The following is a 15,927-nucleotide window of genomic DNA, read 5'->3' as shown; positions in this document are numbered from 1 at the left end:
CGCGACACCTCTTAGGGATATCGTTTCAATGCGCTGGTTGCTTGCCGTTTTTTGCTTATCGTTCGTCGCTGTCAGCCAAGCTTCCTCCACGGAAACGCTGGACGGCAAAGTCATCGAAAAAGTTCTGGTTCTCAAATCTGCCCACCAATTGCAATTGATCAATGACGGCAAGCCGATCAAGACCTATCGCATTTCCCTGGGCAAACGCCCCACGGGGCCAAAGCTGATGGAGGGTGACAAACGCACCCCCGAAGGCTTTTATTGGGTGGACTGGCGCAAGATCAGTGACCGTTTCAACCTGTCGATGCACATCTCCTACCCCAACATCAGCGACGCCGCCCGCGCCCGGCGTGAAGGCGTCGAGCCTGGCGGCATGATCATGATCCACGGTACTCCAGACACCGAAGAGAATCCTGAAGACTTGTTCCACACGCTGGACTGGACCGATGGCTGCATCGCCATGCGCAACATGGACATGCGCGAAGTCTGGGGCCTGGTGCCGGACGGTACGATGATTGAGATTCGTCCTTAACCCACACTTATGGCGGGGCTTGCCTGTGGCGAGGGAGCTTGCTCCCGCTGGGCTGCGGAGCGGCCCCAAAGCGCTATCTGAAACCGCATTCGCTAATTCGAGGGCCGCTTCGCGCCCCAGCGGGAGCAAGCTCCCTCGCCACATGTCTGGCCGCTACCTTCGGTCGGCATCGAAAAATAAATTAAAAAGATCGCAGCCTGCGGGCTAGATACCAATTCTCCCTGTAGGCGCTGCCGCAGGCTGCGATCTTTGCTTTCAAAAATGCGCTGGAGGCTTTGGTCAATCGTAGTGAGGTGAGTGCCAGGGTTTAGATTTTTGGCGGCTGAGAGTCAGTCTTCGCGGGCAAGCCTCGCTCCTACGGGTTATGTGTCGGTCGCACGTTAAGTATCCAACACCATCCTTCTGTAAGAGCGAGGCTTGCCCGCGAAGAGGTCCGCACGACCAATGAAAATCTCAAAGACCGCTGACCGTCACAGGTCCAGATGATCCAGCACCCGGTTCACCGACAACTCCGCCAGGGAAATCATCTGCTGAATGCCCAAGGCCAGATTGCAGCTTGGGCCGGTGAGATCGAAAGCCAATTCACTGGCCATGACATTCGCCGAGGCCAGGGTTTCGGTCGGCTGTCAGGCCGTCTTCGCGGGCAAGCCTCGCTCCTACAGGTGGGTCGGTGTATGTCTGAGAGAGGTTGGTCGGCTGTCAGGCCGCCACGTTCTAAATCGCAGCCAATAAAAAACCCGCTGAAATCACTTCAGCGGGTTTCTCATTTCAGCGGCCAGGAAGATCAGAAATCCTCCAACCGCCACACTTCATAAGCCGGCGTCTCATAGGGGTGGCTCTCTTTCAGAGCCACCACCACCGCCCGAATCAACTCATCGCTGACCACAAGCTCAACCTTCCATTCCTCAACCTGTTCGACCTGCCCCGCTTCACCCATGAACGGCTGACTGCCATCCAGTGGACGAAACTGACCCAAGCCAAACACCTGCCAGGCACAGTGTTCATAAGCCCCGATCCGCCCACCACCCGCAGCGAACACGGCGCTTTTGACCACCTCGACATGACTGGCCGGAACAAAAAAGCAGAGCTTGTACATGGCGCTTAGTTCACTCGTTCTTAGTTAACCCGCTCTTAGTTAACCCAGACGCGAGCATTACGGAACATACGCATCCAAGGTGCGTCTTCGTTCCAGTCTTCCGAACGCCACGAGTTCTGCACGGCGCGGAATACACGCTCCGGGTGCGGCATCATGATGGTCACGCGACCGTCACGACTGGTCAAACCGGTGATCCCGCGCGGCGAGCCGTTCGGGTTGGCCGGGTAGTTTTCGGTGACCTTGCCGTGGTTGTCGACGAAACGCATCGCCACGCAACCCGACAGATCGGCTTCCAGCAACGCTTCTTCGCTGGCGAATTCGGCATGGCCTTCACCGTGGGCAATGGCGATCGGCATGCGCGAACCAGCCATCCCTTGCAGGAAGATCGAGTTCGACTCCTGGATCTGCACCATCGCCACGCGAGCTTCGAACTGCTCGGAACGGTTACGCACGAAGTGCGGCCAGAACTCGCTGCCCGGGATCAGTTCGTGCAGGTTGGACATCATCTGGCAACCGTTGCACACGCCGAGGGTGAAGCTGTCATTACGTTCGAAGAAGCCCTGGAACGCATCGCGAGCACGGCTATTGAACAGCGCGGACTTGGCCCAGCCTTCACCGGCACCCAGTACGTCGCCGTAGGAGAAACCGCCGCAAGCCACCAGACCTTTGAACTCGTTCAGGTCGACACGGCCGGCCAGAATGTCGCTCATGTGCACGTCGATCGCGTTGAAGCCAGCGCGGTCGAACGCAGCCGCCATTTCCACCTGACCGTTGACGCCCTGCTCACGCAGCACGGCAACCTGTGGGCGGATGCCTTTCTTGATGTAAGGCGCGGCGACGTCCTGGTTGACGTCGTAGCTCAACTTGACGCTCAGACCCGGGTTGTCTTCTTCCAGCAGCACGTCGAATTCTTGTTCGGCGCAGTCGGCGTTATCACGCAGACGCTGGATCTGGTAGCTGGTCTCTGCCCACTGACGTTGCAGCAGACGACGCTGACCTTCGAACACGGTGTCACCGTTGAAGGTGATGTTGATCTGGCCGTTGTTCATTGGCTGACCGATCACCGACACGCAATCGCCCAGGCCAGCGGCGCTGAACTGCGCGAGGATGTCCGGGGTGGCGTCCTGGCGAACCTGGATCACGGCGCCCAGTTCTTCGTTGAACAGGATCGCGGCGATGTCGGCGGAGGTTTCTGCCAGACCGTCGAGGTTCAGGCTCAGGCCGCAGTGGCCGGCGAAAGCCATTTCCACCACGCTGGTCAGCAGACCACCGTCGGAACGGTCGTGGTAAGCCAGCAGGTGACCGTCGGCGTTGAGGCCCTGGATCACGGCGAAGAAGGCTTTGAGGTCTTCGGAATCGTCAACGTCCGGCGCTTGCGAGCCGAGCTTGCCGTGAACCTGGGCCAGGATCGAGGCACCCATGCGGTTTTGGCCACGGCCCAGATCTATCAGGATCAGGTCGGTGGTGCCCTTGTCCATGCGCAGTTCCGGGGTCAGGGTCTGACGGATGTCAGCCACTGGCGCGAAACCGGTCACGATCAACGACATCGGCGAAGTGACAGTCTTGTCGACGCCTTCGTCGTTCCAGCGCGTGGCCATGGACATGGAGTCCTTGCCCACCGGAATGGTGATGCCGAGCTCAGGGCACAATTCCATGCCGACCGCTTTCACGGTGTCGTACAGACGCGCGTCTTCACCTGGGTGACCGGCAGCGGACATCCAGTTGGCCGACAGTTTGATGTCGGAGATTTTGGCGATGCGCGAAGCCGCGATGTTGGTCAGGGTTTCGCCGATGGCCATGCGGCCCGACGCCGGAGCGTCCAGCAGTGCCAGCGGAGTACGCTCGCCCATGGCCATGGCTTCACCGGTGTAGACGTCGAAGCTGGTGGCGGTGACGGCAACGTCGGCCACCGGAACCTGCCACGGGCCGACCATCTGATCACGGGCCACGAGGCCGGTGATGGTGCGGTCGCCGATGGTGATCAGGAAGCTTTTGCTCGCTACGGCCGGGTGATGCAGGACGCGCTCGACGCAGTCGGCGATCTCGAGGGTCGACGGATCGAAATCATCGCCCAGCTCGTTTTCGCGAACTGCCGAACGATGCATGCGCGGGGCTTTGCCCAGCAGCACTTCGAGCGGCATATCCACCGGGCTGTTGCCGAAGTGACTGTCGGTCACGGTCAGTTGCGGCTCGGCAGTGGCTTCGCCTACCACCGCAAACGGGCAGCGCTCACGTTCGCAGATCGCCTGGAAGCGTTCGAAGTCCGCCGGGCCGACCGCCAGAACGTAGCGTTCCTGGGATTCGTTACTCCAGATTTCGTGCGGGGCCATGCCCGGCTCGTCGTTTGGAATGTTGCGCAGTTCGAAACGGCCACCACGGTTGCCATCGTTGACCAGTTCCGGGAAGGCGTTGGACAGACCGCCGGCGCCGACGTCATGGATGAAGCTGATCGGGTTGTGTTCACCCAACTGCCAGCAACGGTCGATGACTTCCTGGCAGCGGCGCTCCATTTCCGGGTTTTCGCGCTGTACGGATGCGAAGTCCAGATCCGCCGAGCTGGTGCCGGTGGCCATGGAAGAGGCTGCACCGCCGCCCAGGCCGATGAGCATTGCCGGCCCGCCGAGGACGATCAGCTTGGAGCCAACGGTGATCTCGCCTTTCTGCACGTGTTCGGCACGGATGTTACCCATACCGCCAGCCAGCATGATCGGCTTGTGGTAACCGCGAACTTCGTCGCCACGCGGGGTGGTGATCGATTGTTCGAAGGTACGGAAGTAGCCGGTCAGGGCCGGACGACCGAATTCGTTGTTGAACGCGGCGCCACCCAGTGGGCCTTCGATCATGATGTCCAGCGCGGTAACGATGCGCTCAGGCTTGCCGTACGGCACTTCCCACGGCTGTTCGAAACCCGGGATTTGCAGGTTGGATACGGTGAAACCGGTCAGGCCAGCCTTGGGCTTGGCGCCGCGACCGGTTGCACCTTCGTCGCGGATCTCGCCGCCGCTACCGGTGGAGGCGCCCGGAAATGGGGCAATCGCGGTCGGGTGGTTGTGAGTTTCGACTTTCATCAGGATGTGCACCGGCTCCTGCACCGCGCCGTACTGGCGGGTTTCAGGGTCCGGGAAGAAACGGCCGGCGACGGAGCCGACAATCACCGAGGCGTTGTCCTTATAAGCCGACAGAACGCCTTCGCTGTGCATCTGGTAGGTGTTCTTGATCATGCCGAACAGGCTTTTTTCCTGGCTCTGACCGTCAATATCCCAACTGGCGTTGAAAATCTTGTGACGGCAATGCTCGGAGTTTGCCTGGGCGAACATCATCAGTTCGATGTCGTGCGGGTTGCGCTTCAAGCCGACGAAGGCGTTGACCAGGTAGTCGATTTCATCTTCGGCCAGGGCCAGGCCCAGCTCGGCGTTGGCTTTTTCCAGCGCGGCGCGGCCGCCACCCAGCACGTCGATCGCGGTCAGGGGCTTGGGTTCGGCGTGGCTGAACAGGCCGGCGGCTTGTTCAAGGTTGCCCAATACGATCTGGGTCATGCGGTCGTGCAAGACGCCTGCGACCAGCTGCGCTTCGGCATCGCTGAACTGGCCGGCGACGTAGAACGCGATGCCGCGCTCCAGGCGCTGGATCTTGGTCAGGCCGCAGTTGCGAGCGATGTCGCTGGCTTTACTGGACCACGGCGAGATGGTACCGAAACGCGGCAACACCAGAAACAGACGACCGGTCGGCTCTTGTACCGGAACGCTAGGGCCGTACTTCAGAAGGCGCGCGAGCACCTGCTGTTCGTCGCCGGTCAGGACGCCGGTAACTTCGGCGAAGTGAGCGAATTCAGCATACAAGCCACTGACAGCCGGAACCTTCTGGCTCAGTTGCTCAAGGAGTTTGCTGTGGCGAAAGGCAGAAAGGGCAGGAGCGCCGCGCAGGATCAACATCTTCGGGACAGCCTCGGGAAGGGGTGTGCTTTGAGGCCGTGCATTCTAGCCTAAACCGCCCGCGACATCACCCGAAACGGTACGCAAGGCTGTACCCGAACGTCGGGCCGGGTATTCTGGCCTTAAATAGATACGCGCCGGGGGTTATTTTTTCTGTCACAAAATGCTGTTCGAGCCCATTCCTGCGGGCTCCAAGCGGGTTTTAGACTCTCTAGCAGACAAGCCCTTCGCTGTCGAGATATGGCGCTCGTGGTCCTTTGCGTATACTGCGCAAATGTTTTCCCCAACGGCTTTGCGTCCGCGGTACGCCAAATGGCTGATCGCAACCGGACTCTTCCTGGTGCTCAGTGGCTGTGTTGATAAACCCAACACGCTGGAGCGCGTAAAGGAGGATGGCGTGCTGCGGGTGGTTACCCGTAACAGTCCCGCCACCTACTTTCAGGATCGCAACGGTGAAACCGGCTTCGAATACGAGCTGGTGAAGCGCTTCGCCGACGATCTGGGGGTGGAACTCAAGATCGAAACCGCCGACAACCTCAACGACCTGTTCAGCCAGGTGGGCAAGCCGAATGGCCCGGTGCTGGCGGCTGCCGGCCTGGTCAGCAGCGAGCAACGCAAACAGCAGGTGCGGTTTTCCCACTCCTACCTCGAAGTCACCCCACAAATCATCTACCGCAACGGCCAGTCACGGCCGACCGACGCAGGCGATCTGGTCGGCAAGAAGATCATGGTGCTCAAGGGCAGCACCCACGCCGAGCAATTGGCAGAGCTGAAAAAGAAGTACCCTGGCATTGAATACGAAGAATCCGACGCATTTGAAGTCGTCGACTTGCTGCGCATGGTCGACGAAGCTCAGATCGATCTGACCCTGGTCGATTCCAACGAAGTCGCGATGAACCAGGTCTACTTCCCCAACGTGCGAGTCGCCTTCGATCTCGGTGACGCCAGCAATCAGAGCTGGGCCGTGGCCGCCGGCGAAGACAACAGCCTGCTCAACGAGATCAACACCTACCTCGACAAAGTGAAGAAAAACGGCACCCTGCAACGCCTCAAAGACCGCTATTACGGGCACGTCGACGTGCTGGGGTACATGGGCGCCTACACCTTCGCCCAGCATTTGCAGCAGCGCCTACCCAAGTACGAACAGCACTTCAAGACGTACGCCAAGAAAGAGAAAGTCGACTGGCGCCTGCTGGCGGCGATCGGCTATCAGGAATCGCTATGGCAAGCGGCGGTCACGTCCAAGACCGGCGTGCGCGGATTGATGATGCTGACCCAGAACACGGCGCAAGCCATGGGCGTGTCCAATCGCCTCGACCCCAAGCAAAGCATCATGGGCGGCGCGAAGTACCTGGCCTATATGAAGGAGCAATTGGACGAGTCGATCCAGGAGCCGGATCGTACCTGGTTCGCGCTGGCAGCCTACAACGTCGGCAGCGGTCACCTGGATGACGCGCGCAAACTGGCGGCCAAGGAAGGGTTGAACCCGGACAAGTGGCTGGACGTGAAGAAGATCCTGCCGCGCCTGTCGCAGAAGCAGTGGTACAGCAAGACTCGTTACGGCTATGCCCGAGGCGGCGAGCCGGTGCATTTTGTGGCGAACATCCGTCGTTACTACGACATTCTGACGTGGGTCACGCAGCCGCAACTGGAAGGCAATCAGGTCGCGGAGGGCAACCTCCATGTGCCGGGGGTCGACAAGACCAAGCCGAATCAGGAAACCCCGCCGCTTTAAATTGTTGTTGTCTCCGATGACGCCTTCGCGGGCAAGCCTCGCTCCTACAGGTTTGCGTCGAACACACAATTGCGGATCGATTCGAACCTGTAGGAGCGAGGCTTGCCCGCGAAGGGAGCGCCGCCGACCTCAACCCTTTAGTGCGGCAGCCAGGATCAGCGCCTTCATCTCCGATACAGCCGACTTGAACCCGACGAACAACGCATGGGCCACCAGCGCATGGCCGATGTTCAGTTCGTTGATGCCCTTGATCGCCGCAACCGCTTCAACGTTGTGGTAATGCAGGCCGTGACCGGCGTTGACGATCAGGCCCTGAGCCAGACCGAATGCCACGCCATCGGCCACGCGCTTCAACTCTTCAGCGACTTCGGTTGGCGTCTCGGCGTCTGCATAACGCCCGGTGTGCAATTCAATGGCCGGCGCACCGACACGGCGGGATGCTTCGATCTGTCGCTCGTCAGCGTCGATGAACAGCGACACTTCGCAGCCGATCTTCGCCAGGCGATCCACCGCAGCCTTGATCCGTGCCTCCTGCCCCGCCACGTCCAGACCGCCCTCGGTGGTCAGCTCCTGACGGGTTTCCGGGACCAGACAGATGTGGGCCGGGCGGATGCGCTCGGCGAAGGCCATCATTTCTTCGGTGACGCCCATTTCGAAGTTCATGCGGGTTTGCAGCACGTCCTTGAGCAGCAGCACGTCGCGCTCCTGAATATGCCGACGGTCTTCGCGCAGATGCACGGTGATGCCGTCAGCGCCCGCCTCTTCCGCGTCCAGTGCAGCCTTGACCGGATCCGGGTAGCGAGTACCCCGGGCCTGACGCAGGGTGGCAACATGGTCGATGTTCACGCCAAGAAGAATGCGATTGCTGGTGGTCACGGAAGCGCTCCTGAAAATGGAAAAGTTCGGTGCACAGCATACACGGGGAGATAAGGTCTGTTGACGCAAGCATCAACAGATCCTACGGCTTTCGAAACAACTCGCGACTGACCAGTGGACGTCCGCCCAGGTGAACGGCCAGCGCCTGACGCATCAAGCGCTTGGCGGCGGACAGCGCACCAGGCGCGGACCAGTCGGCGTCGGCCATGGCTAGCAGTTCAGTGCCGTTGAACAGACCCGGTTGCAGCAGATAGACCCGCTCCAGACCTGCATCCACTTGCAAGCGGTAGAGGCCATCCGGTGCAATGGGATCGCCGTGGATGTCAGTGTTCAACGCGAAGCCGTAGCCGAGGTCGTCGAGTAAACGCCATTCGAAGGAGCGCAGCAACGGCTCCAGCGGACGGCCTTCGGCCAGAGCGAGCAAGGTCGCGGCGTAGTGATCGAAGACCGCGGGATGAGGGTCTTCGGCGGGCAACAGGCGAATCAGCAATTCGTTGAGATAGAGACCGCTGAACAGCGCCTCGCCGTTGAGCCAGGTGGAAACACCGGCGCTTTCCATGCGGCCGACGTTTTTCAACTCGCCCCGGCCACGGAACTCGACTTCCAGCGGCACGAAAGGCCGCGCCAACGTCCCGGCCTTGCCCCGCGCGCTACGCAACACCGCCCGCAGCCGACCTTGCGGCGTGAGGAAATCCACCAGTGCACTGCTTTCGCGGTAGGCGCGACTGTGGAGTACGTAGGCGGGTTGGCCGGTTGGCGCGGTGGTCGACATGGAAATCGCAGTTCTCAATGAAAGAGCGCAGTTTTACAAACAACCCAAAACCAATGTGGGAGCGGGCTTGCCCGCGATGGCAGACTTACATTCAACATCTGCGCTGAATGTTACATCCTCATCGCGGGCAAGCCCGCTCCCACAGGGTTCTACGGTGCAGCGCAGACCGGGTTTACAGGTCGCCGTAACCCAGCGAACGCAGGGCGCGTTCGTCGTCGGACCAGCCACCTTTCACTTTGACCCACAGGTTTAGCATGATCTTGGAGTCGAACAGCAGCTCCATGTCCTTGCGCGCCTCGGTGCCGATGCGCTTGATGCGCTCGCCCTTGTCACCAATGATGATTTTCTTCTGGCCGTCACGTTCGACGAGGATCAAGGCATGGATGTGCAGGGTTTTGCCCTGTTGCTTGAACTCTTCGATTTCCACGGTGATCTGGTACGGCAGCTCGGCGCCCAACTGGCGCATGATTTTCTCGCGCACCAGCTCAGCAGCAAGGAAGCGGCTGCTGCGGTCGGTGATCTGATCTTCCGGGAAGAAGTGATCGTTTTCCGGCAGGTGCTCGGCGATCACTCGCTCCAGCGTGTCCAGGTTGTGCCCGTGTTGGGCCGAGATCGGCATGATCTGCGCGTTCGGCAGCTGTTCCTGCAACCAGGTCAGGTGCGGCATCAGCTCGGATTTGTCTTCGATACGGTCGGTCTTGTTCAGCGCCACGATCAGTGGGCCGGTCACGTACTGAACACGCTCGAGGACCATTTGGTCTTCATCGGTCCACTTGGTGCGGTCAACCACGAAGATCACCACGTCGACGTCTTTCAACGCCGCCGAAGCGGTCTTGTTCATGTAGCGGTTCAGGGCCTTTTCGCCGCCCTTGTGCATGCCCGGGGTGTCGACGTAGATCGCCTGCACGTCGCCTTCGGTCTTGATGCCGAGCATGTTGTGACGGGTGGTCTGCGGTTTGCGCGAAGTGATCGCCAGCTTCTGACCCAGAATGTGGTTCAGCAGTGTGGACTTGCCCACGTTGGGACGGCCGACGATGGCGACATAGCCACAGCGAGTTGCGGTTGAATCAGTCATGGCCATTCTCCACGCCCAGGGCAATCAGTGCTGCGGCGGCCGCTACCTGTTCGGCAATACGACGACTCACACCCTGACCTCGGCTTTTTTCATTCAGTAAGATGATTTCACATTCGACGAAGAACGTCCGGCAATGCGGCTCACCCTGGATATCCACCACTTCGTAACGCGGCAGCTCACAACCACGGGACTGCAGGAATTCTTGCAGGCGGGTTTTCGGATCTTTGTTGGTGTCGACCAGCGTCAGGCCTTCGAACTCTCCAGCCAGCCAGGCCAGCACGCGCTCGCGCGCCATGTCCATGCCGGCGTCCAGGTAGATCGCACCGATCAGCGCTTCCAGGGCATCGGCCAGAATCGACTCGCGACGGAAACCGCCGCTTTTCAATTCCCCGGAGCCCAGGCGCAGGTATTCGCCCAGGTCGAAACCACGGGCCAGTACGGCCAGGGTCTCACCTTTCACCAGGCGTGCGCGTAAACGCGATAACTGGCCTTCACGGGCCAACGGGAAACGATCGAACAGCGCCTCGCCAGCGACGAAGTTGAGGATGGCATCACCGAGGAACTCCAGGCGTTCGTTGTTGCGCCCGGCAAAGCTGCGGTGAGTCAGGGCCAGGACCATCAGCTCCTGGTCTTTGAAGGTGTAGCCGAGCTGACGCTCGAGACGGCTTAAGGAGACGCTCACGGTTTACCCACGCTGAGTTCGTGGCTGGATTCCACCGCCATCGCCGTGGTGCGGCGTAGGCTTGGGACAATTAACGCTGTGTTCAAAAATAACGTCCTGAATATCGTTGGCTTCATGCTTCTGGCGCGGGTTGTGCCGGCTCCAGAAATGCATTCGGCGCTGTGTTCAACAGCGCCGTGTGTGATTACTTGATCAGGCCAACCCGCGAGAAATTCGGCAGGTGACTGAGTTTGGGTTCCGGCCAGCTCATCCAGACTGCGAAGGCCTTGCCGACGATATTCTTGTCGGGAACCATGCCCAGCAGATCCTTGGGAATACTCGGATCATCCCAGTAGCGACTGTCGTTCGAGTTGTCGCGGTTGTCGCCCATCATGAAGTAGTGCCCGGCAGGCACGGTCCACGAACGATCCGGCGTTGCGCGGTAGCGGCTCATTTCCTTGCGGATAAGATGCTCGGCGACACCGAGTTTTTCCTTGTAGAGCTCGGCGCTGCCCAACGTACCCGGCTCAGAGCCGACCAGTTGTTCGGCGATCGACTCACCGTTGACGAACAGACGCTTGTCGGCGGTGTAACGAATCTGGTCACCCGGCAGGCCCACCACACGCTTGATGTAATTGACGTTCGGGTCGCTCGGGTAGCGGAACACCATGACATCGCCGCGCTGCGGATCACCGACCTCGATGACTTTCTTGTCGATTACCGGCAGGCGGATCCCGTAAGAAAATTTGTTCACCAGAATGAAGTCGCCGACGTCCAGGGTCGGTTTCATCGAGCCGGAAGGAATCTGGAACGGTTCCACCAGGAACGAACGCAGTACCAGCACGATGAACAATACCGGGAAGAACGACTTGCCGTACTCGACCAGCAGCGGCTCTTTGTTCAGTTTCTCGACCACCACCCCATCAGGCTGGCTGACGCTGCCCTGATAGGAGGCAATGGCGGCCCGCCGACGCGGCGCCAGGAAAAGCAGATCGAGCAACGCCAACAGGCCGCAGACGAACACGGCGATGACCAGCAACAGCGGGAAATTTAGTGACATAGGACCTAACTATCCAACCTGAGCACTGCAAGGAAGGCTTCTTGTGGAATTTCCACGTTACCGACTTGCTTCATGCGTTTCTTACCGGCCTTTTGCTTTTCCAACAGCTTGCGCTTACGGCTAACGTCACCGCCGTAGCATTTGGCCAATACGTTCTTTCTGAGTGCCTTGACAGAGGTCCGCGCAATAATCTGCCCGCCAATGGCGGCCTGGATCGCGACGTCGAACATCTGACGTGGAATCAGTTCTTTCATCTTCTCGGTCAACTGGCGACCTTTGTAGTGCGCATTGTCGCGGTGCACAATCAGCGCCAGGGCGTCGACTTTGTCACCGTTGATCAGCACATCCAGCTTCACCAGATTAGCCGATTGATAACGATCGAAATGGTAATCCAGCGAAGCATAGCCACGGCTGGTGGATTTCAGACGATCGAAGAAGTCGAGAACCACTTCGTTCATCGGCAAATCGTAGGTCACTTGTACCTGGGTACCGAGGAACAGCATGTCGTGTTGCACGCCACGCTTTTCGATACACAGGGTGATGACGTTACCGAGGTGCTCTTGCGGCACAAGGATATTGGCCCGCACGATCGGTTCGCGCATGTCTTCGATCGACGACAGGTCCGGGAGCTTGGACGGGTTGTCGACGTAAATCGTTTCGCCGGTTTTCAGCAACAGCTCGAAAATTACCGTCGGCGCGGTGGTAATCAGGTCCAGGTCGTACTCGCGCTCCAGGCGCTCCTGGATGATTTCCATGTGCAGCATGCCGAGGAACCCGCAACGGAAGCCGAAGCCCAGGGCGTCGGAGCTTTCCGGGGTGTACTGCAGGGACGAGTCGTTGAGGGTGAGCTTTTGCAGGGCTTCACGGAAATCTTCGAAGTCGTCGGAGCTGACCGGGAACAGACCGGCGTACACCTGTGGCTGAATGCGTTTGAAACCTGGCAGCACGTCAACGTCTGGCGTGGAGCTCAAGGTCAGGGTGTCACCGACCGGTGCACCGTGAATGTCCTTGATGCCAGCAATGATGAAGCCCACTTCGCCGGCCTTCAGGTCAACGGTGGCGGTGTGTTTCGGGTTGAAAACGCCGACGCTGTCCACCAGGTGGATCTTGCCGGTGGACTTGACCAGAATCTTGTCGCCCTTTTTCACACGACCGTGACGCACGCGAACCAGGGAAACAACGCCCAGGTAGTTGTCGAACCAGGAGTCGATGATCAACGCTTGCAGCGGATCTTCGATGTTGCCGGTTGGCGCAGGAATGGTGGTAACGAGGCGCTCGAGCACTTCGTCGACGCCCAGACCGGTCTTGGCACTGCACTCGACCGCGTCGGTGGCATCGATGCCGATGATTTTTTCGATTTCTTCTTTGACGCGCTCCGGATCGGCCTGAGGCAGGTCGATCTTGTTCAGGACCGGCATGACTTCCAGGCCCTGCTCGATCGCCGTGTAGCAGTTGGCAACCGACTGCGCTTCAACGCCCTGACCGGCATCGACCACCAGCAACGCACCTTCACAGGCCGCCAGCGACCGGCTGACTTCGTAGGTGAAGTCGACGTGGCCGGGGGTGTCAATGAAGTTCAGCTGGTACTTGATGCCATCGCGAGCGGTGTAATAAAGGGTGACACTGTGGGCCTTGATGGTGATCCCGCGTTCACGCTCCAGGTCCATGGAGTCCAACACCTGGGCTTCCATTTCGCGCTCGGCAAGGCCGCCGCACATCTGGATGAAGCGATCGGCCAGCGTCGACTTGCCATGGTCAATGTGGGCGATGATGGAGAAATTGCGGATATGACTCAAATCACTCACGGATCAACACTCAAAAAGGCTGCAGGCATAGCCCGCCGAAAAATAGCCGGGAATTGTACCTGATCCACGGCGCAAGCGTCACGTTCGCAGGTCAGACGGCGCCTACAAAAAACGCCCCGGTCTTGCGACAGGGGCGTTTTGAGTGACAAGTCATATCGGGAATAACCCGCGATCAACCGGCCCGGCGCAGCAACCAGACACCGGCCAGGGCACAGACACCGGCCGGCACCAGCACCGCAAACAGCGGCGAGAAACCGAACACCAGGCTCGAAGGCCCGAGCAAATCCTGGACAATGCGGAAGGTGAAGCCCACCAGAACACCGGTAAACACCCGCTGACCGAGGGTCACCGAACGCAGCGGACCGAAGATGAAGGAAATCGCCATCAGCACCAATGCGGCGGTCACCAGCGGCTGCAACACCTTGACCCAAAATGCCAGCCAGTAACGACCGTTGCTCAAGCCTTGGTCGGCCAGATAGTGGATGTAACCCCACAGACCGGTGATCGACAGCGACTCGGGCGCCATCACCACGGTACTCAGCAGCTGCGGGCTCAACGCCACGTCCCAGCGCTCGACCGGGGTGGTGACCACCTCGGTGCTTTTGTCATGGAACAGCGTGGTCGTGACATCGGTCAGCTGCCAATGATCCGCATCGAATTCCGCGCGTTTGGCGAAACTCGAAGACAGCATGTGGCGTTGATCGTCGAAACGATAACGGGTCACGCCATACAGCAGACCGTTGGGTTGCACGGAGTTGACGTGAATGAACTCGTCACCCTGACGGTGCCACAGGCCGTGCTTGGCGCTTTGCGCATCGCCACTGCCCTGGGCCAGCGAGCGGTTGGCCTGAGCAGTGACTTCCGTGGCCGGCGCGACGTATTCGCCAATCACCAACCCCACCACCATCAAAAGCAGCATCGGCTTCATGACGGCCCAGACGATCCGCCCGATGGAAACACCGGCGGCGCGCATGATGGTCAGTTCGCTGTGGCTGGCCAGGCTGCCGAGGCCGATCAGGCAACCGATCAACGCCGCCATCGGCAACATGTCGTACAGACGGCGGGGCGCAGTCAGCAGTACATAGCTCAGGACATCCACCAGCGTGTAGGTATCGCTGACGTCGCTCATCTCGTCGATGAAGGCAAACAGCGTCGCCAGACCCAGAATGATCCCCAGCACGGCCAGGATCGCGATGAACACGCTGCTACCAATGTAGCGATCGAGCTTATCCACGGGCCACCTCCAGCGCACTGCGGCGACTCGCCATCTTCAAGCGCAACGGCTCCCAGTACAGCAAGCCCAGACCGATGACCAAGAAGATCGCATGCACCCACCACAAGCCTAATGCCGGCGGGATCTTGCCCTTCTCGAGGGCGCCGCGAGCGGCAATCAGGATGGTCAGGTAAGCCATATAAAGAAGAATCGCCGGCAGCAGCTTGAGGAAACGCCCCTGGCGCGGGTTGACCCGCGACAGCGGCACCGCCATCAGGGTCACGATGAAGACCAGCAACGGCAGAGACAGACGCCATTGCAGTTCGGTACGCGAGCGGATGTCATCACTGCCCAGTAGAGAGCGGGTGGTCATCGCATCGCGATCGGTCACTTCGTCGCTGACGTCCGGCTTGGGCAGCAGTACGCCGTACTCTTCGTATTTGATAGCGCGGTAGTCGGCCTGACCCGGATTGCCATCGTAGCGGTAGCCGTTGTCGAGGATCAGATAACGGTTACCGTCGGGGCGAATTTCCTGACGTCCCTTCTCGGCCACCAGCACGGAAATTCCCCGATCCTTTTTGTCGGAATTTATATTCTTTTGCGAAATGAACACGCCGCCCAGATTGATGCGGTCATCCGACAATTGTTCGGTGTAGGTCACGCGAGTACCGTCGCGCAAGGCCTGAAAGCGGCCTGGCTCCAGGGTATCGAATTCGGTCAGTGCGTCCTGTTTGTTCAGCAGCAGCTGGAACTGGTTGGCACCTTGTGGCGCCAGGCTCAGGCTCAGCCATGCCACCACCAGTGCAACCAGCGTGGCCGGAAACAGGGTCATCTGAAACAGGCGTTGCTGGCTCATGCCGGTAGCCGACAGCACGGTCATTTCGCTGTCGAGGTACAGACGACCGTAGGCCAGCAAAATCCCGAGAAACAGCCCCAAAGGCAGGATCAACTGCAGGAAACCCGGCATCCGGAAGCCCATGATCAGGAACAGCGAGCCCGGATCCAGGGCGCCAGAAGCCGCCTGGGCGAGGTATTTGATAAAGCGTCCGCTCATGATGATGACCAGCAGCACGGCGCTGACGGCGCTCAAGGTCAACAGGACTTCGCGGGATAGATAACGGAAGACAATCAAACCAGACACTCCAGGGTTGTCAGGCTAAGCGGCCAAAC

At 59.7% G+C, this 15,927-nt stretch carries 12 protein-coding genes and 1 pseudogene; 2 read left to right on the top strand and 11 right to left on the bottom strand.

Going from position 1 to position 15,927, the window contains the following annotated elements:
* Window positions 1-28 precede the first annotated feature (28 nt).
* Entirely contained in the window at window positions 29-532 is a 504-nt protein-coding gene (locus tag ACA044_RS05210) for a L,D-transpeptidase family protein (RefSeq protein ID WP_497445441.1), read from the top strand.
* Between the two features lie 470 nt (window positions 533-1,002).
* Here the strand turns inward: ACA044_RS05210 and ACA044_RS05205 are convergent.
* From ACA044_RS05205 to purL, 3 genes and pseudogenes are all read right to left on the bottom strand, one after another.
* Window positions 1,003-1,149, bottom strand: a pseudogene (locus ACA044_RS05205) (DUF6124 family protein); the annotation flags it as partial.
* A 167-nt stretch (window positions 1,150-1,316) separates the two neighbouring features.
* The gene (locus ACA044_RS05200) at window positions 1,317-1,628 is read right to left on the bottom strand and encodes an NGG1p interacting factor NIF3 (protein WP_497445440.1); all 312 of its coding nucleotides are present in this window, start codon (window positions 1,626-1,628) and stop codon (window positions 1,317-1,319) included.
* Between the two features lie 35 nt (window positions 1,629-1,663).
* Complete coding sequence (gene purL / locus ACA044_RS05195; RefSeq protein WP_497445439.1) at window positions 1,664-5,560, bottom strand: phosphoribosylformylglycinamidine synthase; 3,897 nt, start codon at window positions 5,558-5,560, stop codon at window positions 1,664-1,666.
* A 274-nt stretch (window positions 5,561-5,834) separates the two neighbouring features.
* On the opposite strand from purL, the gene mltF reads away from it, so the two are divergent.
* Window positions 5,835-7,295 (top strand): membrane-bound lytic murein transglycosylase MltF, encoded by a 1,461-nt coding sequence (mltF, locus tag ACA044_RS05190; protein WP_497445438.1) that lies wholly within the window; start codon window positions 5,835-5,837, stop codon window positions 7,293-7,295.
* Window positions 7,296-7,424: 129 nt separating this feature from the next.
* Here mltF and pdxJ read toward each other — a convergent pair whose 3' ends face one another.
* The 8 genes from pdxJ to lptF form a co-directional block, all read right to left on the bottom strand.
* Entirely contained in the window at window positions 7,425-8,171 is a 747-nt protein-coding gene (gene pdxJ / locus ACA044_RS05185; RefSeq protein WP_008004962.1) for a pyridoxine 5'-phosphate synthase, read from the bottom strand.
* An 82-nt stretch (window positions 8,172-8,253) separates the two neighbouring features.
* Complete coding sequence (recO, locus tag ACA044_RS05180; protein ID WP_305446811.1) at window positions 8,254-8,943, bottom strand: DNA repair protein RecO; 690 nt, start codon at window positions 8,941-8,943, stop codon at window positions 8,254-8,256.
* Window positions 8,944-9,115: 172 nt separating this feature from the next.
* Window positions 9,116-10,018: a GTPase Era gene (era, locus tag ACA044_RS05175; protein ID WP_007936226.1), complete on the bottom strand. Its 903-nt coding sequence runs from the start codon at window positions 10,016-10,018 to the stop codon at window positions 9,116-9,118.
* Window positions 10,011-10,700: a ribonuclease III gene (gene rnc / locus ACA044_RS05170; protein WP_052966248.1), complete on the bottom strand. Its 690-nt coding sequence runs from the start codon at window positions 10,698-10,700 to the stop codon at window positions 10,011-10,013. Before rnc ends, era begins: the two co-directional genes overlap by 8 nt.
* 184 nt (window positions 10,701-10,884) lie before the next feature.
* Window positions 10,885-11,739 (bottom strand): signal peptidase I, encoded by an 855-nt coding sequence (lepB, locus tag ACA044_RS05165; RefSeq protein ID WP_497445437.1) that lies wholly within the window; start codon window positions 11,737-11,739, stop codon window positions 10,885-10,887.
* A gap of 5 nt (window positions 11,740-11,744) precedes the next feature.
* Window positions 11,745-13,544: a translation elongation factor 4 gene (gene lepA / locus ACA044_RS05160; RefSeq protein WP_497445436.1), complete on the bottom strand. Its 1,800-nt coding sequence runs from the start codon at window positions 13,542-13,544 to the stop codon at window positions 11,745-11,747.
* A gap of 172 nt (window positions 13,545-13,716) precedes the next feature.
* Complete coding sequence (gene lptG / locus ACA044_RS05155) at window positions 13,717-14,778, bottom strand: LPS export ABC transporter permease LptG (protein WP_497445435.1); 1,062 nt, start codon at window positions 14,776-14,778, stop codon at window positions 13,717-13,719.
* On the bottom strand, window positions 14,771-15,889 hold the full coding sequence (gene lptF / locus ACA044_RS05150) for an LPS export ABC transporter permease LptF (protein ID WP_497445434.1): 1,119 nt from the start codon (window positions 15,887-15,889) through the stop codon (window positions 14,771-14,773). The genes lptG and lptF overlap by 8 nt, the downstream gene beginning before the upstream one ends.
* Window positions 15,890-15,927: the final 38 nt, after the last annotated feature.

This window comes from Pseudomonas sp. LBUM1673, from assembly GCF_059695645.1.
This window is presented reverse-complemented; position numbering and strand designations above follow the sequence as displayed.

What these genes read in the sequence shown, in the direction of transcription:
- era (WP_007936226.1), bottom strand. Translation starts at nt 10,018, where the DNA reads ATGACTGATTCAACCGCAACTCGCTGTGGCTATGTCGCCATCGTCGGC.
- recO (WP_305446811.1), bottom strand. Translation starts at nt 8,943, where the DNA reads ATGTCGACCACCGCGCCAACCGGCCAACCCGCCTACGTACTCCACAGT.
- lepB (WP_497445437.1), bottom strand. Translation starts at nt 11,739, where the DNA reads ATGTCACTAAATTTCCCGCTGTTGCTGGTCATCGCCGTGTTCGTCTGC.
- purL (WP_497445439.1), bottom strand. Translation starts at nt 5,560, where the DNA reads ATGTTGATCCTGCGCGGCGCTCCTGCCCTTTCTGCCTTTCGCCACAGC.
- ACA044_RS05200 (WP_497445440.1), bottom strand. Translation starts at nt 1,628, where the DNA reads ATGTACAAGCTCTGCTTTTTTGTTCCGGCCAGTCATGTCGAGGTGGTC.
- mltF (WP_497445438.1), top strand. Translation starts at nt 5,835, where the DNA reads ATGTTTTCCCCAACGGCTTTGCGTCCGCGGTACGCCAAATGGCTGATC.
- ACA044_RS05210 (WP_497445441.1), top strand. Translation starts at nt 29, where the DNA reads ATGCGCTGGTTGCTTGCCGTTTTTTGCTTATCGTTCGTCGCTGTCAGC.